Origin of the sequence: Winogradskyella sp. (assembly GCF_016744625.1) — a bacterium.
In the GTDB taxonomy this organism is placed as follows: Bacteria; Bacteroidota; Bacteroidia; order Flavobacteriales; family Flavobacteriaceae; genus Winogradskyella.
In genome coordinates, this window is sequence record NZ_JADGDZ010000051.1 from 1 (window position 1) to 24,091 (window position 24,091).

General features: G+C 31.8%; 19 protein-coding genes. 7 read left to right on the forward strand and 12 right to left on the reverse strand.

The window, feature by feature from the left end; translation table 11 throughout:
- Positions 1-759: hypothetical protein (locus tag QZZ53_RS11120; RefSeq protein ID WP_296384605.1), on the forward strand; the 759-nt coding region annotated here is incomplete at its 5' end.
- A gap of 2 nt (positions 760-761) precedes the next feature.
- Here QZZ53_RS11120 and QZZ53_RS11125 read toward each other — a convergent pair.
- Positions 762-1,706, reverse strand: coding sequence for a tetratricopeptide repeat protein (locus QZZ53_RS11125; protein WP_296384607.1), 945 nt, complete (start codon positions 1,704-1,706; stop codon positions 762-764).
- A gap of 346 nt (positions 1,707-2,052) precedes the next feature.
- Between QZZ53_RS11125 and QZZ53_RS11130 the strand changes: the two genes are divergently transcribed.
- Positions 2,053-8,199, forward strand: a complete 6,147-nt coding sequence (locus tag QZZ53_RS11130; RefSeq protein ID WP_296384608.1) for an alpha-2-macroglobulin family protein — start codon at positions 2,053-2,055, stop codon at positions 8,197-8,199.
- Here QZZ53_RS11130 and QZZ53_RS11135 read toward each other — a convergent pair.
- From QZZ53_RS11135 to QZZ53_RS11150, 4 genes are all read right to left on the reverse strand, one after another.
- Positions 8,196-8,924: a LytTR family DNA-binding domain-containing protein gene (locus QZZ53_RS11135; protein ID WP_296384610.1), complete on the reverse strand. Its 729-nt coding sequence runs from the start codon at positions 8,922-8,924 to the stop codon at positions 8,196-8,198. The genes QZZ53_RS11130 and QZZ53_RS11135 overlap by 4 nt on opposite strands.
- Complete coding sequence (locus QZZ53_RS11140) at positions 8,921-9,979, reverse strand: histidine kinase (protein WP_296384612.1); 1,059 nt, start codon at positions 9,977-9,979, stop codon at positions 8,921-8,923. Before QZZ53_RS11140 ends, QZZ53_RS11135 begins: the two co-directional genes overlap by 4 nt.
- A 53-nt stretch (positions 9,980-10,032) precedes the next feature.
- The gene (locus QZZ53_RS11145; protein ID WP_296384614.1) at positions 10,033-10,530 is read right to left on the reverse strand and encodes a hypothetical protein; all 498 of its coding nucleotides are present in this window, start codon (positions 10,528-10,530) and stop codon (positions 10,033-10,035) included.
- A gap of 269 nt (positions 10,531-10,799) precedes the next feature.
- A complete protein-coding gene (locus tag QZZ53_RS11150; RefSeq protein ID WP_296384616.1) occupies positions 10,800-13,085 on the reverse strand; it encodes a S9 family peptidase in 2,286 nt (761 codons plus the stop codon).
- 271 nt (positions 13,086-13,356) lie between these two features.
- On the opposite strand from QZZ53_RS11150, the gene QZZ53_RS11155 reads away from it, so the two are divergent.
- On the forward strand, positions 13,357-13,728 hold the full coding sequence (locus QZZ53_RS11155; RefSeq protein WP_296384618.1) for a DoxX family membrane protein: 372 nt from the start codon (positions 13,357-13,359) through the stop codon (positions 13,726-13,728).
- 56 nt (positions 13,729-13,784) lie between these two features.
- On the opposite strand, the gene QZZ53_RS11160 is transcribed toward QZZ53_RS11155, so the two are convergent.
- The 5 genes from QZZ53_RS11160 to QZZ53_RS11180 form a co-directional block, all read right to left on the reverse strand.
- Positions 13,785-14,336: a DinB family protein gene (locus QZZ53_RS11160; RefSeq protein ID WP_296384620.1), complete on the reverse strand. Its 552-nt coding sequence runs from the start codon at positions 14,334-14,336 to the stop codon at positions 13,785-13,787.
- Between the two features lie 104 nt (positions 14,337-14,440).
- A complete protein-coding gene (locus QZZ53_RS11165) occupies positions 14,441-14,959 on the reverse strand; it encodes a DUF4136 domain-containing protein (RefSeq protein WP_296384622.1) in 519 nt (172 codons plus the stop codon).
- A 57-nt stretch (positions 14,960-15,016) separates the two neighbouring features.
- On the reverse strand, positions 15,017-15,724 hold the full coding sequence (locus tag QZZ53_RS11170) for an ion transporter (RefSeq protein WP_296384624.1): 708 nt from the start codon (positions 15,722-15,724) through the stop codon (positions 15,017-15,019).
- Between the two features lie 15 nt (positions 15,725-15,739).
- The gene (gene obgE / locus QZZ53_RS11175; RefSeq protein ID WP_296384626.1) at positions 15,740-16,738 is read right to left on the reverse strand and encodes a GTPase ObgE; all 999 of its coding nucleotides are present in this window, start codon (positions 16,736-16,738) and stop codon (positions 15,740-15,742) included.
- 104 nt (positions 16,739-16,842) lie between these two features.
- Positions 16,843-17,952: an adenylate kinase gene (locus QZZ53_RS11180; RefSeq protein ID WP_296384629.1), complete on the reverse strand. Its 1,110-nt coding sequence runs from the start codon at positions 17,950-17,952 to the stop codon at positions 16,843-16,845.
- A gap of 152 nt (positions 17,953-18,104) precedes the next feature.
- Between QZZ53_RS11180 and QZZ53_RS11185 the strand changes: the two genes are divergently transcribed.
- The 3 genes from QZZ53_RS11185 to QZZ53_RS11195 all read left to right on the forward strand — a co-directional run bounded on the left by QZZ53_RS11185 (position 18,105) and on the right by QZZ53_RS11195 (position 21,959).
- The gene (locus QZZ53_RS11185) at positions 18,105-19,259 is read left to right on the forward strand and encodes a 5-(carboxyamino)imidazole ribonucleotide synthase (protein WP_296384631.1); all 1,155 of its coding nucleotides are present in this window, start codon (positions 18,105-18,107) and stop codon (positions 19,257-19,259) included.
- 3 nt (positions 19,260-19,262) lie between these two features.
- Positions 19,263-19,742 carry a 5-(carboxyamino)imidazole ribonucleotide mutase gene (purE, locus tag QZZ53_RS11190; RefSeq protein ID WP_296384634.1) on the forward strand — a complete coding sequence of 160 codons (480 nt, stop codon included), beginning with the start codon at positions 19,263-19,265 and terminating at the stop codon, positions 19,740-19,742.
- Positions 19,743-19,928: 186 nt separating this feature from the next.
- On the forward strand, positions 19,929-21,959 hold the full coding sequence (locus tag QZZ53_RS11195; RefSeq protein ID WP_296384636.1) for a M3 family metallopeptidase: 2,031 nt from the start codon (positions 19,929-19,931) through the stop codon (positions 21,957-21,959).
- 3 nt (positions 21,960-21,962) lie between these two features.
- On the opposite strand, the gene QZZ53_RS11200 is transcribed toward QZZ53_RS11195, so the two are convergent.
- Both QZZ53_RS11200 and QZZ53_RS11205 read right to left on the reverse strand, forming a co-directional pair.
- Positions 21,963-22,562, reverse strand: coding sequence for a hypothetical protein (locus QZZ53_RS11200; RefSeq protein WP_296384638.1), 600 nt, complete (start codon positions 22,560-22,562; stop codon positions 21,963-21,965).
- Between the two features lie 148 nt (positions 22,563-22,710).
- Entirely contained in the window at positions 22,711-23,409 is a 699-nt protein-coding gene (locus QZZ53_RS11205) for a T9SS type A sorting domain-containing protein (RefSeq protein WP_296384640.1), read from the reverse strand.
- Positions 23,410-23,500: 91 nt separating this feature from the next.
- On the opposite strand from QZZ53_RS11205, the gene QZZ53_RS11210 reads away from it, so the two are divergent.
- Positions 23,501-24,004, forward strand: a complete 504-nt coding sequence (locus QZZ53_RS11210) for a MarR family transcriptional regulator (protein ID WP_296384641.1) — start codon at positions 23,501-23,503, stop codon at positions 24,002-24,004.
- The last annotated feature ends 87 nt before the right edge of the window (positions 24,005-24,091 follow it).

Sequence of the window (24,091 nt, forward strand, 5' to 3'; positions counted from 1 at the left end):
AACGAACACTTTGAGACACTCATTACCAATCATAAAGATTTAAATAAACTTCTCAACGAAAAAGACATTGCCGGCTTTAGCAGTTTTTCTAAACCAGAATTTGAAGACTCAGAGTTCAAAACTTATATAGAAGAGCGATATATTTCTAGTTTTAAAGAAATTTATAATAAATATACGCAAGATTCGCCTAATGATGCAAAAGTAAATGCACTCTTAAGGTCTTTGGAATTTCTAGCGACACCAAATACTATAAATGCTATTGAGGAAGAGGTAAATCTCACATTAAACATTTCTTTAGAGACATTAAAAGAATGTAAAACCATTGTGGATGATAATGTGGAAAATCTAAATCCTGAAACATTATTAGAAGCTTTAAATAATACGACTTTAAATATTTGCAATAAATTAAATAGTTCTCAACTCATTAAAGAAAGTAAGGATCAAGTCATTGCTCACTCTTTATACATCAATGATGTTTTGAAAGATGTAAATCCTAAATATCAAAAGGCACTTTATGTCGCTAATGAAGAACTTTTAGAGAAGCTCAAAAAAATTGATGGTTACCATCCTTCACAGAAAGCTAAGTATTTAGGCACTAGCAAACCTAAAGCAGATACAATACAGACAAATACCACTTCTACGAAAAATGCAAACAAGCCAATTCTTGAGGCTAAGCCTAAAAAGAAAACTAATTATTGGGTATATATTATTTTAGCGATTGTTCTTTTTGCCGTAAGAATGTGTGCTAAGATGGACTAAAATCATAAAGACGTTTTAAACTCTTTAAAAACCTTAATCTTAGGTAAACCAGCAATAGCTTTGTCAATCCATTTTAAGGCTTCAGTCTTATTTTTTTTGTGCTTATAAATTTGAGCCATTCTATAATAAGCCCATGCTTTTGGCACACCATCTTTAGAAGAATGATTAGATAAATAAGCTTTTAGACATTTTTCTCCTTTATCTAATTGAATATTATAATCTGCGCAAACTTTACCTATTTGATAATGCATCGCATTGCGTTGTAATTTTTCTCGCCCTTCTTCTAAATTACCAATCGCTTTCTCGGGTTCATCTTGTCCTTCGTAAAAATTGGTCAACTTTTCATAGCATGTAACTGAACCACCAACTTTTATGGCTAGTTTATAATATTTTTCAGCAAGTTCTGGCTCATCATCATATTCATAAACATAACCTTTAGCTAAATAACCATCAACTCTAGATAACTTTTGTAATTCATTAGCATACTTGAGTGCTTTAGAATTGCTTCCGCCAATAATACCAGGAAGTGATACATAGAGCTCAACTAATGCCCAACGTGCATCTATATGATTAGGATCTAACTCTGCAGCTTTTAAAAACGCACGTTTTACATCACCAATAATCCCTAAGGCCTTTAATTTACTTACACTTAAGGCTTTCATGCCTAAAGCTCCACCATATTTATATTGGTAATTGGCGCTATTGGGCTGTTTTTTAGTCAATTTTTTATACTGTACAATAGCCTCATCCCATTTTTTCTGGTGTCCATAAGCATCACCCAATAGCTCGATCGCTTCTTTATCCTCAGGATTATCTTTTAAGAAAATAAGCACTTCATTTTGGGCGTTTTTAAACTCTTTATTAGCTATAAACTCTTCCGTTTTCTCTTTTGAATTTTGAGAAAAGCAGAGTGAAGACACTAAAAAAATCCATAAAAATCTACACATAGTATAAAAGCTTCTTTTTGCGAAAATACAATTTAATAAACTTGTTGTTTTTATTTTATAAACGATGTCATTCTAAAAAGAATATAGCTTATACAATTAACTATATAAGAATGAAATAAATTTGATAAATCTAAAATAATAACGTTCCGTTTCACTCACAAATTGCTTAACTTCACTCATCCAAATAACACGTTCACTACTTACTACTATTTTTGGAATGCCTTTTGAAGGTATTTTGTGAAAAATGACATAAGAATGACCCGAGCGCTAAAAATGAACTCAGAATACTTATGTATGTGTTTCTAACGCGAACAGCATGTGTCATTTAAAAAAATATTATAAACACATGAAAAATTATATCTCAATACTAATGCTAATTTGTTTTGCTACTTTCTCTAATGCTCAGAATGACTTTGATAGTCAATGGAAAGCTGTTGCTAAATTCGAAAAGGAAGGTTTAACTAAAAGTGCTGCTGGTCTCGTAGAAGATATCTATAAAGCAGCAATCAATAGAAATGACAAACAACAACGTATTAAAGCACTGCTTTATAAAAGCAAATACCTCTTAACACTCGAAGAAGAAGCGCAACTAAAGATTGTAACCCTCTTTAAATCTGAAATAGATAAAAGTGAAGAACTAGTCACAAAGCATCTACTAGAAAATATTTTAGCTACCATGTACTGGCAATATTTTCAGCAAAATCGCTATAAATTCTATAATCGTACAAAAACGTCAGAAAAAGTAAGTGATGATTTTAGAACATGGGATTTAGAAACGCTTTTTAATGAAATTCATGTGTATTATCAGCGTTCTTTGGATAATGGTATTTTATTACAACAAGAAGTGTTAAGCAATTATAAAACACTTCTTGTTGAAGCAGAAAATTCTAAAGATTATCGTCCTTCGTTATTCGATTTATTAAGTCATAACGCCTTAACATTTTACAAAACGGATGAAAATTCTATTACACAACCTGCCTATAAGTTTGTAATTGATAAAGAAACTTTAATAAATGATAGCGAAACATTCATCAACTTAAATTTAAAATCTAAGGATTCTACGTCATTGCAATTAAATGCTCTAAAAATCTATCAAAATTTACTGAAATTTCATCGTAACAGTAAGCCTTCAAAAGCTTTTGTTTCTAACGACATTGAACGTTTAAAATTTGTATCTCAACATGCTACTTTTACCAATAAGTACCATTTACATTTAGAGACCTTAAAAGGAAAGGCTGAAGCTTTAAAAGCATCACCATTATCAGCTTTATACAATTTTGAAATTGCTTCACTTTACAGACAACTAAGCAATAATTATAATAGCAATTCTAATAATCAAAACATTGACGAAACTCATCGTTGGAAACTGAAAGAAACTCTTGAACTTTGCAATTCGGTAATTTTAAAATTTCCAAATAGTGATGGTGCAAAAAAATGCTCTGTCATACAACAGCAAATCTCGCAACCTTATTTAAGGCTACAAGCGGAAGGATTTACTCCTGTAAATTTAGCTTCAAGATTACTAGCTAATTATAAAAATCTAAATACGCTCGACTTTAAAATCTATAAAGTCAATAAGCGTCAATTAGAGGCTTACAACAATACTTATAATGCTACTGAAAAAGTGAAATTTTTCAATAAACTTAATGCAATAAAGACATTTACAAGTACTTTAAAAAACGAAAGTGATTTTCAGATTCACAGTACAGAAATTGTTGTACCAAGTTTAACAAATGGCTTATACCTTATAAAAGCTGATACAAATTCTGATGAGCAAGTATTCGCTGCAACGCATATTCAAGTTACTAATTTGGCTTTAGTTGAAAGCAAAGAAAAAAATACACATAATTACCAATTAATAGATAGAAATGATGGTAAGCCTATTGTTGGTGCTAACATAACTGTGAACTATCACAATAACCGAAACAAAGAATTTACTAAAAAGTTCACTACAGATCGTTTTGGAAAATTTAAATTTGAACAAGACAATAACTATTACAGAAATGTTGAAGTAAAAGCAGTTTATAAAGATGAAACTAGCTACTTTGGTAATTACTATATCAGCAAAAAATATAAGGAATACCTAAACGACGACACACAATACACAAACTTTATATTTACAGATCGCAGTATTTACAGGCCTGGACAAACAGTCTACTTTAAAGGTATTTCCACACAATCAAAAGATGGCAAAACATCTGTTTTTGCTGATAATGCTGCAAAAATTAGACTCAAAAATGTAAATGGAGAAGTGGTAAGTGAACTGCTTTTAAAAACTAATGACTTTGGTTCTGTTAGTGGAGAATTCATTTTACCTAACGATGGTTTAACTGGTAATTACACTATTGATATGTTCTGTGGAAACAGTGGTTATGCTTATATCTCTGTTGAGGAATACAAGCGTCCAAAGTTTAAACCAGAGTTTCAACCCATTACTGAGACTTTTAAAGTTAATGACAGTATTACTGTAAACGGAACTGCAATAGCTTTCGCTGGTAGCAACATAACAGATGCGAAGGTTGTGTATCGTGTAAAGCGTATGGTACAATATCCTAATTGGTATTATTGGAGACGTCCTTACTTTAATTCTGAACCTCAAGAAATCACGTTTGGAGAAAGCAAAACGAATGATAAAGGAGAGTTTGAGGTTACTTTTAAAGCTATTCCTGATGAAAGTGTTTCAAAAGGTAATCTGCCTATATTTAGATACGAAGTTACAGCAGACATCACAGATATTAATGGTGAAACTAGAACAGCAACCACAACGGTAAATGTTGGTTATCACGCAATGACTATAAATATTGTTGCGCCAGAATTGATTGACAAAACAAAAAAAGAAGTTGAGTTAACATTAATATCGAAAAACCTGAATGGTGAATTTGCAGCAGCAAAAGGAACACTCAAAATATATAAGCTTAATGCACCAGAAACTGTTTTAAGATCAAGACCTTGGAGTGCACCAGATTATCAAGCGCTATCAAAAGATGATTTTAAAGCTTTATTTCCGCACGATCCATATAACAATGAAGCTCTATTAGCCAATTGGAAAAAAGGTAAGGAAGTTTTTAAAACCACTTTCGATACTGACAAAAAGAAAACCATCACTTTAAAAAAGTTGAAGAAATGGGATTCTGGCAAATATATCATCGTTTTAGAAAGCAAGGATAAATTTGAACAAGCTGTAAAGGATGAAGCTTATACATCTTTATATAGTAGTTCTGATAAAACCATTGCAGACAACCAATTATTTGAAGCGCAATTAGACAAAGCGACTTACAAAGCAGGAGACGTTGCTAAGTTAACCATTGGTTCTGCAGTAAAAGATATTACAGTAACTGTTGAAGTAGAAAAGGATAATAAAATTTTAATAACGCAATTGGTTCAGCTCAACAACTCAAAACAGACCATTAGTATTCCTGTTTTAGAAGGTGACGTAGGTGGCTTCGAAGTGCATTGTAGTTTTGCTGCTTTTAATGCATTTACGTCTCGAAGCTATCGAATTAATGTGCCTTATCCTAAAACCGATTTAGAAATAGAAACCACAACCTTTAGAGACAAGTTACAACCAGGACAAAATGAAACTTGGAGTTTTAAAATTAAAGGACCTAAAGGCGAAAAAGTGTCTGCAGAATTGTTGGCAAGTATGTATGATGCCTCATTAGATGAATTTAAAGGTCATAACTGGAACTTTAGCCCAATTAATAATCCATCATATTACAGCAGAGTGAATAAAAGTGATGGTCAAAGTTTTGGCATTACCAATTTTAGACTCTTTAATCGTTTTAATACTATAAATAGTTATCCACAGCAAAGCTATGATCAGTTGAATTGGTTTGGTTTATATTTTGGTTATGGCAACACTCATGTCAGAAGAATGTTAGCTAGGGCACCTGGAGTAGAGTTTGAAGACTACAAAGATATTCCTGAAGAACGATTAATGCTTATGGAAGATGCGGAAGGGAATGTTTCTGTAAGTGAGACAGATTTTGGTATTGATTATATGAGTACGGATTCCAAAAAAGCATTAGTATATAGCAGTAGATCTGAATCAATTGGGTTTAATGTTACTTCAGAAATAGTTAAAAAAGAGAAGGTTGATTTAGACAAAATCCTAATTCGAAAAAACCTAAACGAAACTGCATTTTTCTTTCCGCAATTACAAACAGATGCAGAAGGCAATATCAGTTTCAACTTTAAAGCACCAGAAGCCTTAACTAAATGGAAACTACAGTTATTAGCGCATACCAAAACTTTAGAAAGTGCAGTGACGCAGATAGAAACTGTGACTCAAAAAGAATTGATGGTGATACCAAATGCACCACGATTTTTACGAGAGGGAGATAAAATTGTTATTAGTACTAAGATTGCGAATCTTACAGAAAAAGAACTGTCTGGTTTTGTAAGATTAGAATTAACAGATCCCGTTAGTGGAAAAACTTTACTGACCTTAGTTGAAGGTGAAGATGGTAAAAGCTCTACACTATCATCTGAACTAACTGATAAAAAATTCACTGTTGACGCAAAAGGAAATACACAAGCATCTTGGAGTTTAAATATTCCTGAGGGCTTAAATGCTGTGCAATACAAAGTTATTGCCGTCTCAGAAGATTTCAGTGATGGTGAACAAAATGCATTACCAGTTCTATCTAACAGAATGATGGTAACTGAAACGCTTCCTATGTGGATTCGTTCTAACCAGACCAAAACATTTACGTTAGATAAATTAAAGGATAATACCTCAACAACGTTAAGTCATCATAAATTGACTTTAGAGATGACTTCTAATCCGGCTTGGTATGCTGTACAAGCATTGCCTTACTTAATGGAATATCCTTATGATTGTAATGAGCAAACATTTTCGCGTTATTATGCAAATGCTTTAGCACAACACATTGTAAAATCGAATCCAAAGATTGAAGCAGTTTTTAATCAATGGAAATCTTCTGATGCTTTATTGAGCAACTTGGAGAAGAATCAAGAATTAAAATCTTTATTAATTCAAGAAACACCTTGGTTACGAGATGCACAATCTGAAACAGAACAGAAAAAACGTATTGGTTTGTTATTCGATCTTAATAAAATGAATAATGAGTTACAAACAGCATTGCGTAAACTCAAAAACAACCAATCATCAACAGGTGCTTGGCCTTGGTTTAATGGTGGCAGAGACAATCGTTATATAACGCAACACATTATTGCAGGTTTTGGTCATCTAAAACACCTTTCTGTCACATCGAGTGAAGTAGAGATGTCTTTGATTCAGAATGCAATAAACTATTTAGATTCAGAATTCGTAAAAGAATACAAAAGTTTAAAAAAATACAATAAGGATGTAGATTTAACCAAAGATCATTTATCATACACACAATTACATTATATGTATGTACGTAGTTTTTACCCAGAAATGAAACCTTCAAACGAGGTTAAAACGATTATGGATTATTACCAAAGTCAGATTAAAAAGTACTGGTTAAAACGTTCATTGTATGCAAAAGGATTAATGGCTTTAAGCATGTACAGAATGAATGATACAAAAACTGCTGGCAAGATTTTAAAATCATTAAAAGAAAACAGCATTACTTCTGAGGAATTAGGAATGTATTGGAAAGCGAATACCAACTCATGGAACTGGTATCAAGCACCAATTGAAACTCAAGCTTTGTTAATCGAAACGTTTTCTGAAGTCGGTAATGTTATTCAAGATGAAGCGAAGAATCTCGAAGACATTGATAATCTAAAAATCTGGTTGTTAAAGAACAAACAAACTAATCAATGGAAAACTACTAAAGCAACAACTGAAGCTGTTTATGCTTTACTGTTACAAGGTAGCGACTGGTTAGATGTTACAGAAATGGTAAATGTAAAAGTTGGTAATGAAGCCATATCTCCTGAAACTTTAGAAAACGTAAAACTCGAAGCTGGAACTGGTTATTACAAAACGTCTTGGAATGGTTCAGAAATTAAACGAGAACAAGCAGATGTTACCATTAGTAAAAAAGGAGATGGTATTGCTTGGGGAGCGCTATACTGGCAATATTTTGAAGACTTAGATAAAATAACTTCAGCAGAAACACCATTAAAATTAAGCAAGAAGCTCTTCTTAAAAACCAATACTGATAAAGGTGAGGAAATTTCTGAAATCACTTTAGACACTAAATTGAAGGTTGGTGACTTGGTGAGAGTTCGTATTGAACTAAGAACAGATCGTTCTATGGAGTTTGTTCATCTAAAAGATATGCGAGCAGCTGGTTTTGAACCTATTAATGTATTATCAAAATACAAATGGCAAGATGGTTTAGGCTATTACGAAAGCAATAAAGATGTTGCAACCAATTTCTTTATAGATTATTTGCCAAAAGGTGTTTACGTATTTGAATACGACTTACATGTTAACAATGCTGGTGATATGAGTAATGGCATTAGTACTATACAAAGTATGTATGCGCCAGAATTTAGTAGTCATAGTGAAGGTGTAAGGGTTTTAGTTGATTAGAAACTTAATTGATCTTTAAAAATATAAGATTGTCTTCTGGAGATTTCAATTTCTTCTCCAGAATTCATTTCAATTTTGAGTTTGCCATTAAACCAAGACACAACTTTGTTAACATGATTGATATTAATAATTTGTTGTCTGTTGGCTCTAAAAAACACATCTGAAGGTAGTTTTTCTTCAATTTGAGCCAGTGATTTATAAATTAATGGCTTATTCGATTCAAAAAAGACACGTGTATAATTACCAACAATTTCAAAAAGTGAAATATCTTTAATTTTAACCAACCAACATTTTTCACCATCCTTAATAAAAATCTGTTTATCTAAACTGAGTCCTTTTTCTTTTCCATTTGTCTCAGAAACGGCATTACTTTTTTCAATAACTTTTGTTATAGAACTTGAAAAACGTTTTTGGTTTATTGGTTTTAACAAATAATCAAATGCATTATACTCAAAAGATTTAATCGCATACTCATCAAAAGCCGTAGTAAAAATAGTTATTGGCACCTCATCTAATAACTCTAAAAGCTCAAAACCATCTTTTTCAGGCATGTTAATATCTAAAAAAAGCAAATCTGGATTTGTCTCATTTATCAATTTAAAACCTTCATCTACATTTTCTGCTTCACCAATTAGTTCAATCTCCTTGTGCGCTTTCATTAGCTCTTTTAACTCATTACGAGCCAAACGAGAATCTTCTACAATAACAGCTTTTAAAGTACTCATACTAAAGGTATTTTAATAGTGGCTATTACTTGACTTTCTATTTCTTTTAGTGTAAATGTGGCTTTATTACCATAAAGTAACTCGAGACGTCTTTTTATATTTTGCAATCCTAATTGCGTTGTACTTGTATTGTTTTGCAACGTCCCAGAATTAGCAACTTTTATTTGTAATAGACCATCTTCTATTTGCGTTGACAAACTTACTTTGCCTCCTCTTTTTAAGTTAGAGATTCCATGTTTAAGTGCATTTTCAACTAACATCTGAATAATCATTGGCGGAATTTTCTTTTCTAAAGAAGCGTCATCTATATGAGTTTCATATTGTAAACGATCTTCAAATTGAATTTTAGAAATTTCTATATAGTTTTCTACCATTTCTAATTCATCCTCTAACGATATAGAATTAACATCGCTTTTGGTAAGAGAATATCTTAAGGTTTCAGATAAATTGGTAAGCATATTTCTTGCTTTACCAACATCTTCTAACATTAAGCCACGAATATTATTTAGGCTATTAAACATAAAATGCGGATTTATTTGCCCTTTTAATGTATTTAGTTGCGCCTCCTTTAAATTTGCTTCTAATTGTAATTGCTTTACTTTAATTGTATTAATGTGGTGCACTAATTTTAGGGTTAAAATAACAAATAACCAAACTACATAATAGGCAAGAAAATGCGGCACGTTGGTTAACTTCTGAATTAGTGTTAAGTTAAGATCTCTCTCAAAAAAGTGTCTAACCGGAATATTTAAAATAGGCCAAAGTAAAATATGATACAGAACTTGAGTAACTATAATTACACCAATAAGCTTATAAATATCTTGTTTGGAATAGTTACCGATATCAAAATAATTTTCGATAAAATAGAGAATAATAAACGATAAGACAAAACCTAAAAAGCCACATAAAAACCCTTCAACTAAAAGATAATTAATTGTATTAATTGATACATCTTTTCCATAAGAGAGCTTATCTAGAGTAAGCATTAAGAATGCAAATAAAATCCACCCAATAAAGTTTATAATCCAATACTTATAATTTGAGAAAAATTTCATTTATGCTTTCTTAAAATATATCAACTGATTGCAAGATATGAGATAATTAATATTTATTGTAACTCTAATTCATATTCCATTGTACTTTCTAACAATGCTATTTCTTTGTCTGTCTTTTTATAAGCTAAATAGCCTAAAACACTAACTAAAGTTATGTAAGACAGTATGGCTACAATGCCTAAAACGTTAGATTCAAAATGCAATGTTGCAGAAGGTATTAATGTTAACACCCAAAAAGTCATAAAATACATTTCATATTTTTTACGATTAGCCATATAAGTTTTTAATTTAGAGATACTAGAGATTAAAGATGTTTGTGTGTACGATTTTTGTTTTATTTCTTTTATAGATAAAAACTTATCTATAAAGAAGATTATTGCTAAAGCTCCCATTAATAATAGCATAACATAAAGGCTATTATCTCTAGATCTAAAGGCAAGCACTAGTGACACAGTAACTAAGATAACTGACGATAGCTTAGCCATTTTTGCGCCAACCAATAATTTTTCGAATTTTTCTAATTGTTCTTGAAATGTGTCTTGCTTTTTCATGATTTTTGATTGATTTAACTGAATACAACTTGAATAACAAAGTCTACTAATACTTTAACTAAATTGAACATGATACTGTTGTTTTTTGATTGATGATTACTATTCGTTTTAATTGATAGTATAAATATAAGACAGCATTACCCTTACAAATTTGAAAATATGACGAGTGGTAAATAGGATATGACGAGCGGAAGTCATTTCGTATTTTAACAAAAAAACCTCTTAAGATTTACTCTTAAAAGGTCTTTTAATAAAAAAGATTGATTGGTTTACTTTAAGTGTTGTGCAAAGAAACCCAACATTGCTTTGTACAATTCTACTCTATTTTCTTCGTGTGCAAAACCATGACCTTCATCATATTTCACCATATATGGTACATCTATATTTCTTGCTCTCATATTTTTCACAACCTGATCTGACTCATCAATGTTTACTCTAGGATCATTTGCTCCTTGAATTACAAAAAGAGGCTTAGTAATTTTATCTACATGTAATGCAGGAGATACTGCTGTCATAATTTTTTGATCAGCTTCATTTTCAGAATTATACCATTGCTCGTTAAATTGAGGCATATATGGTTTCCAATATTCTGGAAAAGATTTAAAAAATGTAAACAGATTACTAACTCCTACATAATCAATACCACAAGTGTACAAATCTGGTGTTTTCACAAGACTTCCTAAAGTTGCCAAACCACCATAACTAGCACCGAAAATTGCGACTTTATTATTATCAATAAAATCTAAAGTCTTTGCATAAACTACAGCATCTTCTAAATCGTTAAGCATTTTTCTACCGATTTGCTTATTCCCTTTTAAAAAGAACTCTTTTCCATAACCACCAGAACCTCTGTAATTAACTTGTAGAGTTGCATAACCTCTACTTGCAAATAATTGTGTCTCTGGGTTAAAACCCCAATAATCTCTTACGCCATAAGGTCCACCATGAGGATTAACAATTAATGGAACACGCTCACCTTTTTTAATATTATTAGGAATAGTGATATAACCGTAAACTTTTAGACCATCTCTCGTTGTAAAATTAATTGGTCTCATTTCTGCCATATCTTCTTCATGCAACTGAGGCATTAAATCTAATATTTTAGTAAACTCGTCTTTCTTAACATCGTAAGTATAATAAGTTCCGTAAAGCTTATCACTATTAAGCATAATTAAGTATTTATCTTCATCATCTGTTTTATCTACAATAGAGAATACTTTATCTCCAAATTGTTTTTTAAACTTCTTATTTAACTTCTTATAATATTTACTTACTGGTACTATATGAGTTTTCTCTCCTGTGTAGTAATAATAGTCAACCTCGTAATCTCTTTTTCTTGATCTGCTTAATCCACCAACGTCAAATGTTGAATTACTGTACACTTTTTCTATAACCTGCATTTTTTCTAAATCATAAAGTACCAACTCACTTGTATTGCTTTCTAAATTTGTCAACACATAAGCGTCGTGCTTGTATGGTGTATTGTAATTAAACGCAACTAATGAAAAAGAATCTTTCCAGTTTGTAGTAACGACTTCACTAAATGGTTGGTCTACGCTTGTTCTGTAATATAAAACATATTCTACACCATTTTGCTGTTTGGTATACCCTCTTAAATTACCGTCTTTATCAAATTCATAACCAGCAATAGGTGAAGATGCGTCCTTGTTCTCAAATAATTTCTCTAGATCACCTGTTACAATATTTATCTTATAAGGCTCAAATATTTGTTTATCATCTTTATTCATTAATATAATAACATGATCTGGTTGGTCTTTTAAAAGATTCGAAAAATTAACTCTTACATCTTCAAAAGGTGTTAATGCTTTTTGGTTACTTCCGTCTAAATTTGCTGCAAAAAGCTGATAGTTTTCGTTTCCTCCATTGTCTTTTATATATACAAGTCTATTATCATTTGCCCAACCATAACCTCTTATTAATTCTTCACCTTCTTCAATGGCACGTTTAACTTCATCTGTCTTTGTGTTTTTTACATAAACATGATTTTTACCGTTCTCGTCTTTTTCTCTGTATGAGAAATAGTTTCCCTTTGGTGAAAACTGAAATGAGCTAGTTGCAGGATTCTCAAAATAATCTTCTACCGAATATTTATAAGATTCACTATCAAAAGCAGCTAACTTATCCAAGGTCTCTTTTGATGAAGGCAAAGAAACATCTCCTGGTTTTGTTTTTATTGTTTTCATTAAGTTTAGAGGTAATTCCATTCCTCCTTGGTAAAAAACCCCCTTAATTGCATCCTTTTCTAAAACGCCTATATACTTAATTCCTCCTTGAGTAAAAGTCATTGTAAGCTCATTTCCTTCAAAAAGTGTTTTATCCATAGGAATTCCTACTGCACCTTGACTAGGACTATCCATTGTAGAAGATAAAACTCCACTATCATTTTTCACATTAAATATTAATGGTATTTCTTGACCTTGTACACTTAAAGTACCTTTCCAAGAACCCGAAATGTCTTGAGCAAAAGTGCTTATTGAAAATACTAAAGCAAGAATACTTAGTATAAATTTTGATTTTGATTCTGTTTTTTTCATGATGATTATATTTTATAGTTTAATTGATTTTAAATAAAAATACTTAACTAATTAGTAAGTCACTTTTATAAATTGTTACATTCATTTCTGTAAATATATATTTGCATCTTACTTTTTAAATTGAGAATATGATGAGTGGTCATTTGATTAGCTTAAGCGGAAATATGACTAATTAGTGCTAGAAGAAAGAAGATATACGATCAAGCTGTCATTATAGCTTTGAAAAATATTTTCGTAACTTGAAAATTACTAACTAACAAATTATAAGATTATGAATTCAAAAGTTTTTATGGTTCTAAGAATTTTACTTGGAATATTTGTCATCGTTTTTGGGGTAAACAAATTTGCAGATTTCTTACCAATGCCAGAAATGTCTGCAGAAGCAGGCGCATATTTTGGCGCACTAACAAGTACTAAAACAATGGTGCTTGTTGGTATTATAGAAATTGTAGCTGGTTTGGCTTTAATCCTTAATAAATTTGGAGCTTTATTAGCTCTAATTTTAATGAGTATTTCGGTAAATGCCTTTTTATTTCATGCCGTTTTAGATCCAGGAGGTATTGGCGGATCTGTAGTTTTACTTATTCTTAATATAGCAGTACTTTATGGTTATAAGGATAAATACAAAGCGTTATTGAATTAAAGGCTCATTATATAGTTTAAATAAAAAGAGGTTTCAAATGAAACCTCTTTTTATTATTACATCCGTTTTGTAATTAAAGCCAACTGACCCATATGATTTGCCTGATGTTCCATAACATGAAACCAAGCCCAATGCATTGTCATATTTCTAACTTTCTTTTTAAACCATTTATCATCTTTAGTTTTTAATAACTCTTTAGTTTTAGCCCTTACTTCATCATAGATATCTATATAATATTTAATTGGCTTATTTTTAAACTCGGCTCTCGCTTTACTTCCTAAATTTAAAGCCGTATCCCATTTTTCTCTTTCCTCAGCATTAAAACCTCGTTTTTCAAATGTGTAAACCTGATAATATGCTTCTGTAGCAGCCAAATGATATATTATTGCACCAGGACTATTTGCATCTTCATCCAATAGAAAATCTGTTCCCTCTTGATCTAAATTTACAACATGACGCTCAACCCGTTTTTTCAAATTATCGAGCATAGAAATCATATTTCCTATGTCGTTTGAATAGCCTTTAGGTGGTTTTATTTCACTTTGAGCGAATATACAAGACGTTGATAAAAAAGTAACTAACAGTAAAATTTGAATTCGATTCCTCATCAGATAGAAGGTTTTGGTTTTCTAAATATAAAAACCAAATCGTTTTGAAACCTTAAGATTAACAGGAGATTAACTCGAATGCTACACTGAGCAGAGTGAAAAAGTTACTTTTTGGGAGGATAAGCAGTAAAAATCTTCTCAACCAAAGCCTTAAATTTCTCTTCGCGTTTTTCAGGACTAGCATTTGGCCTATAAGTACTTTCACTAACAGCTTGCCAAAACATACCTCCTTTGGTGTCATCTACAAATTCAATAACAATTTCTCTAGTGCTTTGATTTCCTCCTAATGGTAAACCAACTGAAATTCCACCACCAACATTTCTTCCACTTCCACCTACTCCAACACCAACATTTGGACTGTTTCGATTTTGAATATCTTGACTTTGAATATCGATATAAAAATTAGGGTTATCTGAACGTGTAAATCCCATGGTATTAAGTTGCGCATCGATAGCTTTTAGTAAACGTTTGGTATCGAGCTGACTTAATCCCGTCTTCATATCATCGAAATAGTTATAGCTCTTATACTGTGTAAAATCTGTTGATTTCTCATAATCGTAGTTGACGATTGTTCCACAAGATGTGACTAAAAGTAACAATAATATGTAACCAAAAGCTTTCATGTTTTTTCTTTTAAAGATATTAAAAATTTAAGATGCTTTTAGAAACTTTAACTATTACTATTTATCATTCGGTTCAACCGCTTTAGTTAAAGACGATGAAATTATACCAGTTGGAATAGCCACTATTCCCAAACCAATCAATAAAATAAAGAAAGTAAAAACTCGTCCACCAACAGTAATTGGGTAAACATCACCATAACCAACAGTAGTCAATGTCACTATAGACCACCAAAGACTGTCAAAAATTGAAGTAAAGTGTTCTGGCTGTGCCTGGTTTTCAAAATAATAAATACCAACAGCAGAAAAATAAATGAGCATTAAAGTAATAATCATAAATAAGATAATCTGCTCCTTTGCTACAAGCATTGCTTGGGCAAAATGTTTCATAGCTTTATTATAGCGCACCAATTTAAATAGTCGAAACAACCTAAACATTCTCAACAAACGTAAGGAGCGTAAATCGATACCAAAAGATAAATAAAATGGAAGAATTGCTAAAAAATCTATGATTCCGAAGAAACTAAAAACAAACTTAGGCTTACTGTCAGCAACGTAGATTCTTGCCAAATATTCAAACGTAAAAACGATGACACAGAAGGTTTCAATAGAATTCAAAATAACTCTAGTTTGAGGTTTTAAATCTGGCAACGTCTCTATTGAGAATGTAATTACAGAAAGAATAATTAAAAACTGGATAAAGAAAGCAAACCACTGACTCCGTTTAGAATTGTTTGCTTCTATTAAATTTTTAAGGTAAGCTTTCATTTAGAAGATTCTGTATTAATCATTTAGCGTTTGCCACAACTTATCTTTTAATTCTGTCAATCCTTGTTGTGCAACCGATGAAATAAACAAATACTTACATTCTAAATCTTTATCTAAAATCGTAGAAATTTCTGACTTTAACTCATCATCTAACATATCGGATTTTGAAATCGCTACAAAGCGTTCTTTATCTAACATCTCAGGGTTGTATCGTCTTAACTCGTCTACTAAAATTTCGTACTGTTCTACAATATCTTTAGCATCTGCCGGAATTAAAAATAATAGAATTGAATTACGTTCTATATGTCTTAAGAAGTAATAGCCCAAACCTTTGCCTTCAGCTGCTCCTTCTATAATCCCAGGAATATCAGCCATTACAAACGATTTAAAATCACGATATTCAACAATACCTAAATTCGGTTTTAATGTTGTGAACTCATAATCTGCAATTTTTGGTTTCGCAGAAGTTAATACAGATAATAAAGTTGATTTGCCAGCATTAGGAAAACCTACTAAACCAACATCCGCTAACACTTTAAGCTCTAAAGTAATATGGAATTCTTGTAAAGGAATACCAGGTTGCGCATAACGAGGAGTTTGATTTATTGAATTTTTAAAATGCCAGTTACCACGACCTCCCATTCCGCCTTCAGCAACAATTCTCTCTTCACCTTCTTCAGTAATCTCAAATAAGATTTCATCGGTTTCAGAGTCTCTCACCACAGTACCTAATGGTACATCTAAATAAGCATCTTCACCATCAGCACCAGTACTTCTACCTTTACTACCATGTGAACCATGACCTGCTTTTATATGACGTTTAAATTTTAAGTGAATTAAAGTCCAAAGGTTAGAATCCCCTCTAAGGATTACATGTCCACCACGACCTCCATCACCACCATCTGGTCCTCCTTTTTGTATATATTTTTCGCGATGTAAATGCGCAGAACCTTTTCCTCCGTTTCCAGAAGACACATGCATTTTTACATAGTCAACAAAATTCCCTTCAGTCATCTATCTGTTTATTTGTTTTTTGTTTAGTCGTTTATTTGCAGACTATTCTACTGTAAATCCCAAGGCTTATTCCGCTTAAACAACTAAACGAATAAACGTATTGACTAGAGTTTATCAATCACAGCATTTAATCGCACTGTAATGTCTTCAATACTTCCTTCACCATCCACACCAAAGTATTTATCTTGTGCAGTATAGTAATTCTTTAAAATAGCTGTCTTTGTATAGTATTCTTTAATACGATTTCTAATTATGCTTTCATCTGCATCATCAGCTCTTCCACTAGTTTTACCACGTTCTAACAAACGTTTTACCAACACTTCATCATCAACTTCTAAAGCAACCATTGCATTAATTTGAGAATCCTTAACGCCCATTAAATCATCTAAAGCCTTAGCTTGTGCATTCGTTCTTGGGAAACCATCGAAAATAAAACCTTTAGCATCAGCATTTTTCTCTACTTCCTTATTTAACATATTAATTGTCACTTGATCTGGAACCAATTCGCCTTTATCCATAAAAGATTTGGCTAACATACCTAAGGCTGTTTCATTTTTAATATTATATCTAAAGACATCTCCTGTTGAGATGTGTACTAAATCATATTTCTCTTTTAAAAAGTTAGCTTGTGTTCCTTTACCTGCTCCTGGAGGGCCGAATAGCACTAGGTTAATCATGTGTTGTGTTGTTTTTAATTGATATACATTTGGTAAATCTCTTCCTAGTCCATCATAATCTAAGCCATAGCCTACAATGAATTTATTAGGAATTTCTATACCAACATAATGAAGTTTAAAATCTTTGTCATAGGCTTCAGGCTTATAAAACAATGTTGCAATGAGCAATTGCTTTACATTTTCGTTTTTAAAAATGCGATGCACTTCTTCGAGTGTATTTCCTGAATCTATAATATCTTCTAAAATAACAACTGTTCTCCCTGTAAGATCTTGAGTCAAACCAATTAATCGCTGAATATCCTCTGTGGATTTTACACCTTCATAAGACGCTAATTTAATAAAGGTAACTTCACAAGGTTTAGGGTACTTTTTAACAAAATCACTTACTAGCATAAACGACCCATTTAAAATACCAATAAATACAGGTATTTCGTCTCCTAATTCTAACGCAATTGCATCCACCATATTTTGCACGGCAGTATCAATTTCTTGCTCTGAAATGAAAGGTTTAAAGTATAAATCGTGAAGCTTTATCACTGTCTTATTATTTTAGAAATGCAAAGATAATCAAATGATTATCTATTGACGATTTTTGGTTTCTAATTTTAGAATTTTGTTCTATAATTAGCTTATTTTTGTAGTGAATAAAGTTGAATTTTAAAAGATTTCCACTTTCGTGGAAAATAAGCATGAACTATTTTTCTTCAAATTTTAAACTCGGCATTCTTGGTGGTGGACAACTCGGTAAAATGATGCTGTACGACACACGTAAATTTGACATTTACACTAGTGTCTTAGACCCAAGCGCTGAAGCACCATCACGATTAGCTTGCGATGAATTCACTGTAGGTGATTTATTAGATTTTGATACTGTTGTTAACTTTGGTAAAAAAGTAGATGTCCTTACTATTGAAATAGAAAATGTAAATGTAGACGCACTTGAAACACTTGAAAATGAAGGTGTAAAAGTATATCCATCATCTAAAACATTACGCACTATTCAAAATAAAGCACATCAAAAATTGTTTTATCGCGATCACAATATTCCAACAGTCGATTTCTCGCGTTTTGCTCATCCTTCTGAAATACAAGATGCTATTGAAAATGGTGGTTTAGAATATCCTTTTGTATGGAAAAGTGCTCGATTTGGTTATGATGGTACTGGAGTAAAAATAGTTAAACGGTATACAGATACTATTGATTTACCAAATGTAGAATGTATAGCCGAAGACTTAATTCCTTTTAAAAACGAGTTAGCAGTTATTGTTGCCAGAAATAAAAAAGGTGACTTAAAAACCTATCCCGTTGTTGAAATGGAATTTCATCCTGAAGCAAATCAAGTTGAATATGTAATTTGTCCAGCTAGAATTCCAAATGAAATTGCTAAAAAAGCAGAGTTAGTAGCACTTAAAACTGCTGCAGCTTTTGAGCACGTTGGTTTATTAGCTGTAGAAATGTTTCAAACTGAAAATGACGATATTATAGTTAACGAAGTTGCACCAAGACCTCATAATTCTGGACACTATAGTATTGAAGCGAGTTATACATCGCAATTTGAACAACATCTAAGATGTGTTTTAGGGTTACCTTTAGGAAATACTGAAAGTAAAGTCGCAGGAGTTATGGTAAATTTAGTTGGTGCAGAAGATTATACTGGTAATGTTCTTTACAAAAACATTGACAAAATTTTGGCTATGGATGGAGTAACTCCACACATATATGGGAAGAAACAAACCAGACCATTTCGTAAAATGGGACATGTGACTATAGTAAACAAAGATATTGCTGTAGCTCGCGAAGTTGCAGAACAAGTGAAACGTACAATAGAAGTAATTAGTAAATAAATTATGAGTAAAGTAGGCGTAATAATGGGAAGCAAAAGCGATTTGCCAGTAATGCAAGACGCTATAGACATATTAAAAGGATTTGATATTGAAGTCGAAGTTGATATTGTCTCGGCACATCGTACTCCAGATAAATTATTTGATTACGGAAAAAATGCTCATACAAGAGGTATAAAAGTGATAGTTGCTGGTGCTGGCGGAGCGGCTCATTTACCTGGAATGGTAGCATCTTTGTCTCCTCTACCAGTAATTGGTGTTCCTGTAAAAAGCAGTAATTCAATCGATGGCTGGGATTCTGTACTTTCTATCTTGCAGATGCCTGGCGGAGTTCCTGTGGCAACTGTTGCACTAAATGGAGCAAAAAATGCTGGGATTTTAGCCGCTCAGATTTTGGGTAGCTCAGACCAATGTGTTTTAGACAAAATTATAGTCTACAAAGAAGGGTTAAAAGCTAAAGTTATTGACTCAGCTAAAGACCTCTAAAAAAGCCTCAACTTTCGTTAAGGCTTTTAGCTATTAACCAATTCCTCAAAGCAAAACTACTATTGCTTATAAAGATTTTGCAAAAATAACTAAACTTAATTATGAATCTCATCTTTAGTTTCTTAAAAATGAGTTAAAATTCACATTACCAACAAAATACGTAAGAATATTTAGACAACTAAGACAATGACAATTCTTAACAAACCCTTCGAAACTCAATATAACACAGCACCATTTTCAGATATAAAAACTGAAGATTTTTTACCTGCTTTTAAATCTGGAATTGAAAAGGCAAAATCCGAAATTGATGCTATAGTAAATAACAGTGACACTCCATCTTTTGAGAACACTATTGAAGCTTTAGACTATTCTGGAGAGGAATTAGATCGAATTTCGAGTATTTTCTTCAATTTGAATTCTGCTGAGACTAATGATGCTATTCAAAAAATTGCACAAGAAGTATCTCCTTTATTGTCAGAATTTAGTAATGATATTACTTTGAATGAAGACTTATTCAAACGTGTAAAAACTGTTTACGATTCAAAATCTGATTTGGATTTAACTACTGAGCAAAAAACACTTTTAGATAAAAAATACAAAGGGTTCTCTAGAAATGGTGCAAATTTACCTGAAGACAAAAAGGAAAGACTTAGAGCAATTGATAAAGAATCAAGTCAATTAAAACTAAAGTTTGGCGAGCATATTTTAGCCGAAACAAATAAATTTGAAATGCATCTTATTGATGAATCTGATTTATCGGGTTTACCAGAAGGAGCGAAAGAAGCGGCAAAGCAATTAGCAGAAAGCAAAGACAAAGGTGGTTGGTTAATTACACTAGATTATCCAAGTTATATTCCATTTATGACTTATACTGATAATCGTGAGTTACGAAAAAAACTCTCTAAAGCCTTTGGCAGCAAAGGTTTTAATAATGATGAATTAGACAATCAAGATATCGTTCTTAAAATTGCACAATTACGTTTTGAGCGTGCGCAGCTTTTAGGTTACAAAACACATGCACATTTTGTATTAGAAGAACGTATGGCTGAAACGCCAGGAAAAGTAAACAACTTCTTAAACGAATTATTAGAGAAAGCAAAACCAGCTGCAGAAGATGAATTTAAAAACCTAGAAAACTTTGCAAAAGATTTAGATGGTATTGACCAGTTACAAAAATGGGATTCTGGTTATTATTCAGAAAAGTTGAAGCAAAAATTGTTCAGCTTAGATGATGAGCAGTTGAAACCTTATTTTAAACTAGAAAATGTTATTGATGGAGCATTTACAGTTGCTAATAAATTATTCGGTTTACAATTTGAAGAAATTAGTACTATAGACAAATATCACGAAGATGTTTTAACCTATAAAGTCACAGATGCTGATGGTGAATTGGTTTCTATATTTTACGCTGACTTTTTCCCAAGAGCAGGAAAACGTAACGGAGCTTGGATGACATCTTATAAACCACAAATGATAAAAAATGGAAACAATGAAAGACCTCATGTTTCAATAGTATGTAACTTTACAAAACCCACAAAGAGTAAACCCTCTTTACTAACGTTTAATGAAGTAACGACTTTGTTTCATGAATTTGGACATGCACTTCATGGGATGTTAGCAAACACCACGTATCCAAGTTTATCTGGCACAAGTGTGTATTGGGATTTTGTAGAATTGCCGAGTCAGATTTTAGAAAACTGGTGTTACGAAGAAGAAACGTTAAAACTCTTTGCTACACATTTTGAAACTGGAGACGTTATCCCAATGGATTTGATTGAAAAAATAAAAGCATCTGCAACCTTCCATGAAGGCATGCAAACATTGCGTCAATTGAGTTTTGGTTTATTAGATATGAGTTGGCATGGTGTTGATCCTTCAAAAATTTTAAACGTTAAATCATACGAAGTAGAAGCTTTTGGTGACACAAGTTTATATCCTGATGTAGCTGAGAATTGTATGAGCACGTCTTTTGCACATATATTTCAAGGTGGTTATTCTTCTGGTTATTATAGTTATAAATGGGCTGAAGTTTTAGATGCTGACGCTTTTGAATATTTTAAGGAAGAAGGTATTTTTAACAAAACTGTTGCTGATAAATTTAAATCCTTTGTATTATCTCAAGGTGGAACAGAAAATCCAATGACTATGTATAAAAAGTTTAGAGGACAAGAGCCAAAACCTGAAGCTTTACTTAGACGTGCTGGTTTGTTGAAATAATTCCTAAAATATAACTCCTAAACTAAAAAAAGTACCTTTTAACATTGTATAGCTTTCAGAACGTCTTATTGACAGACCATCATTACTTATGGCTTTATAGCTATAGCTTAGATCCGCAACAATAATAAAACGTTTATTATTTAATGGTATTTTATAACCAAATCCTAAGTTGGCCATATTACCGTTATTTGTACCGTTTTCGATTTTAATCAATGTTCCGTAATTAATAAATACATAAGGACTCCCCTTACCATCACTAAAATATGCGCGAAGATCTAAAAAAGCTGGCAATGTATTATAATTAGGATTGTGATAACCGTCTAAACCAATACCAAATCCTATTGAAAAATAAGGATTAAAAAAGAAGCCATTTATGGTTTGTAAACTATATGCTATCGAATTGTTCGAAGTAATGTTTCTGTTAATCACACCTTCTGATGGAGAAAATGTTTCTAGTTCTGCTTTATTTACATTAGTTACACCTATACGAGTTATATTAAAATAACCATCATTTCTAAATTCGTCTTTGTCACCTTTGTTCTGAGCAATAATTGAAGATGATAGTGCTACTAGAAACACTAAAATTTTAATTGATTTTACCATGACTTAAGTTGATTATTCGTTTAATGTTATCAACAAAAATTAAGCCATAGCTTAAATAGTCGCTAAGTTTATATATTAAAAAAATTAGATTCCATGGATGCCAGACTGTACGGCATGATGATCATATCCATTTACAAATGAAGTAAAGCTAATACTTCAACATTTTTACTGTTCGTGTGTTTCTACCATCACTAATCTTAACCAAATAAATCCCTTTGCTTTGTAGTTGGAAATTATGAACTAAAGTACTGGTTACATTTAACTCTGAATTGATAACATTCTTCCCTAAAACATCAAAGACAGAAATTTTGTATTGTGCAGGAGAATTAAACGTAATCTTACCATTACCAACAATAATATCCTTAGTTAAATCAAAAGAGTCAGTTGATAACACTGACGAGCCAAAACCATAAGTACTTCCTTGTAAATCTGAAGATTGGCGCGACTGATCTGAATTCGTAATTATAAAATACCAATCATTAACGGTCGTTCCATTAGGCACTGTAGTTGTATTTAGCATTGGTTCTTCTAAATAAGATCTTGTTGCAGGATTAAAACTAGCCACATAATAACCTAAGACTCCATCATAAGTTAGTGGAATTAAGCTAGCTACATTCGTAAAATCATCATGGTAATTCCAAGTCATTGGGTCAGAATCCGTTTGTAAACCCGAATATAAATACAAATTTGGATCACTCAAAGGATCAAATACAGAGTAATCTCCAGACTCACCATATTTAAAAGTTAATGTCCCTGAATTAATATCACAAGGATTAGGAACAAGCTCTATCTGAGCATGACTTATTCCGAACATAAGTAGGATTACATAAAGTAGATTTGTTTTCATAGGTCTTTTATTTAACATCTAAAGTACTAAAAATTTAAAAATAAACTTTCAATAATTATTGAAAGTTTAAAAATTATTATATATTTGCCATATGGAATACAAAGAAGCAAAAGAAAAGTTTATAAGCACCTGGGGAAGTTTAGGTACACTTTGGGGCATAAATAAAGCTATGGCTCAGATACAAGCTCTACTTTTTATTTCTACAAAACCTTTGTCTATGGAAGACGTCATGGAAGAACTTAAAATCTCACGTGGTAACACAAGTATGAATTTAAGACAACTTATGGATTGGGGAATTGTTACTAAAGTATTAGTCTCAGGAGAACGCAAAGAGTTCTTTACTACGGAAAAAGACGTACAAGAATTAGCACGTATTGTGGCAAAAGAACGTAGTCGAAGAGAAATAAAACCCGTTATTAAAGTATTGGATGAAGTTTCTTCAATTAAGGATGATGGATCAGAAAAAACAAAAGAATTAATTAAACAAACTAAGGCATTAAGGGAATTAACTGACGATTTAGATACATTAATGAATAAATTAGTAAACCAAAAACAAAACTGGTTGACTAAGTCAGTGTTTAAATTAATGAAATAGTTGTTATATTTTTTTAAATAAAACTTTCAATTTTTTCTGAAAGTTTAAAAAATTAGAAACCATGAAAATAATTTACTATTTAAACAA

Coding starts and splice junctions, on each gene's coding strand:
- QZZ53_RS11145 (WP_296384614.1), bottom strand. CDS start 10,530: ATGAAAAAGCAAGACACATTTCAAGAACAATTAGAAAAATTCGAAAAA.
- QZZ53_RS11195 (WP_296384636.1), top strand. CDS start 19,929: ATGACAATTCTTAACAAACCCTTCGAAACTCAATATAACACAGCACCA.
- QZZ53_RS11205 (WP_296384640.1), bottom strand. CDS start 23,409: ATGAAAACAAATCTACTTTATGTAATCCTACTTATGTTCGGAATAAGT.
- QZZ53_RS11170 (WP_296384624.1), bottom strand. CDS start 15,724: ATGAAAGCTTACCTTAAAAATTTAATAGAAGCAAACAATTCTAAACGG.
- QZZ53_RS11130 (WP_296384608.1), top strand. CDS start 2,053: ATGAAAAATTATATCTCAATACTAATGCTAATTTGTTTTGCTACTTTC.
- QZZ53_RS11125 (WP_296384607.1), bottom strand. CDS start 1,706: ATGTGTAGATTTTTATGGATTTTTTTAGTGTCTTCACTCTGCTTTTCT.
- QZZ53_RS11210 (WP_296384641.1), top strand. CDS start 23,501: ATGGAATACAAAGAAGCAAAAGAAAAGTTTATAAGCACCTGGGGAAGT.
- QZZ53_RS11155 (WP_296384618.1), top strand. CDS start 13,357: ATGAATTCAAAAGTTTTTATGGTTCTAAGAATTTTACTTGGAATATTT.
- QZZ53_RS11185 (WP_296384631.1), top strand. CDS start 18,105: ATGAACTATTTTTCTTCAAATTTTAAACTCGGCATTCTTGGTGGTGGA.
- QZZ53_RS11150 (WP_296384616.1), bottom strand. CDS start 13,085: ATGAAAAAAACAGAATCAAAATCAAAATTTATACTAAGTATTCTTGCT.
- QZZ53_RS11160 (WP_296384620.1), bottom strand. CDS start 14,336: ATGAGGAATCGAATTCAAATTTTACTGTTAGTTACTTTTTTATCAACG.
- purE (WP_296384634.1), top strand. CDS start 19,263: ATGAGTAAAGTAGGCGTAATAATGGGAAGCAAAAGCGATTTGCCAGTA.
- obgE (WP_296384626.1), bottom strand. CDS start 16,738: ATGACTGAAGGGAATTTTGTTGACTATGTAAAAATGCATGTGTCTTCT.
- QZZ53_RS11200 (WP_296384638.1), bottom strand. CDS start 22,562: ATGGTAAAATCAATTAAAATTTTAGTGTTTCTAGTAGCACTATCATCT.
- QZZ53_RS11135 (WP_296384610.1), bottom strand. CDS start 8,924: ATGAGTACTTTAAAAGCTGTTATTGTAGAAGATTCTCGTTTGGCTCGT.
- QZZ53_RS11165 (WP_296384622.1), bottom strand. CDS start 14,959: ATGAAAGCTTTTGGTTACATATTATTGTTACTTTTAGTCACATCTTGT.
- QZZ53_RS11140 (WP_296384612.1), bottom strand. CDS start 9,979: ATGAAATTTTTCTCAAATTATAAGTATTGGATTATAAACTTTATTGGG.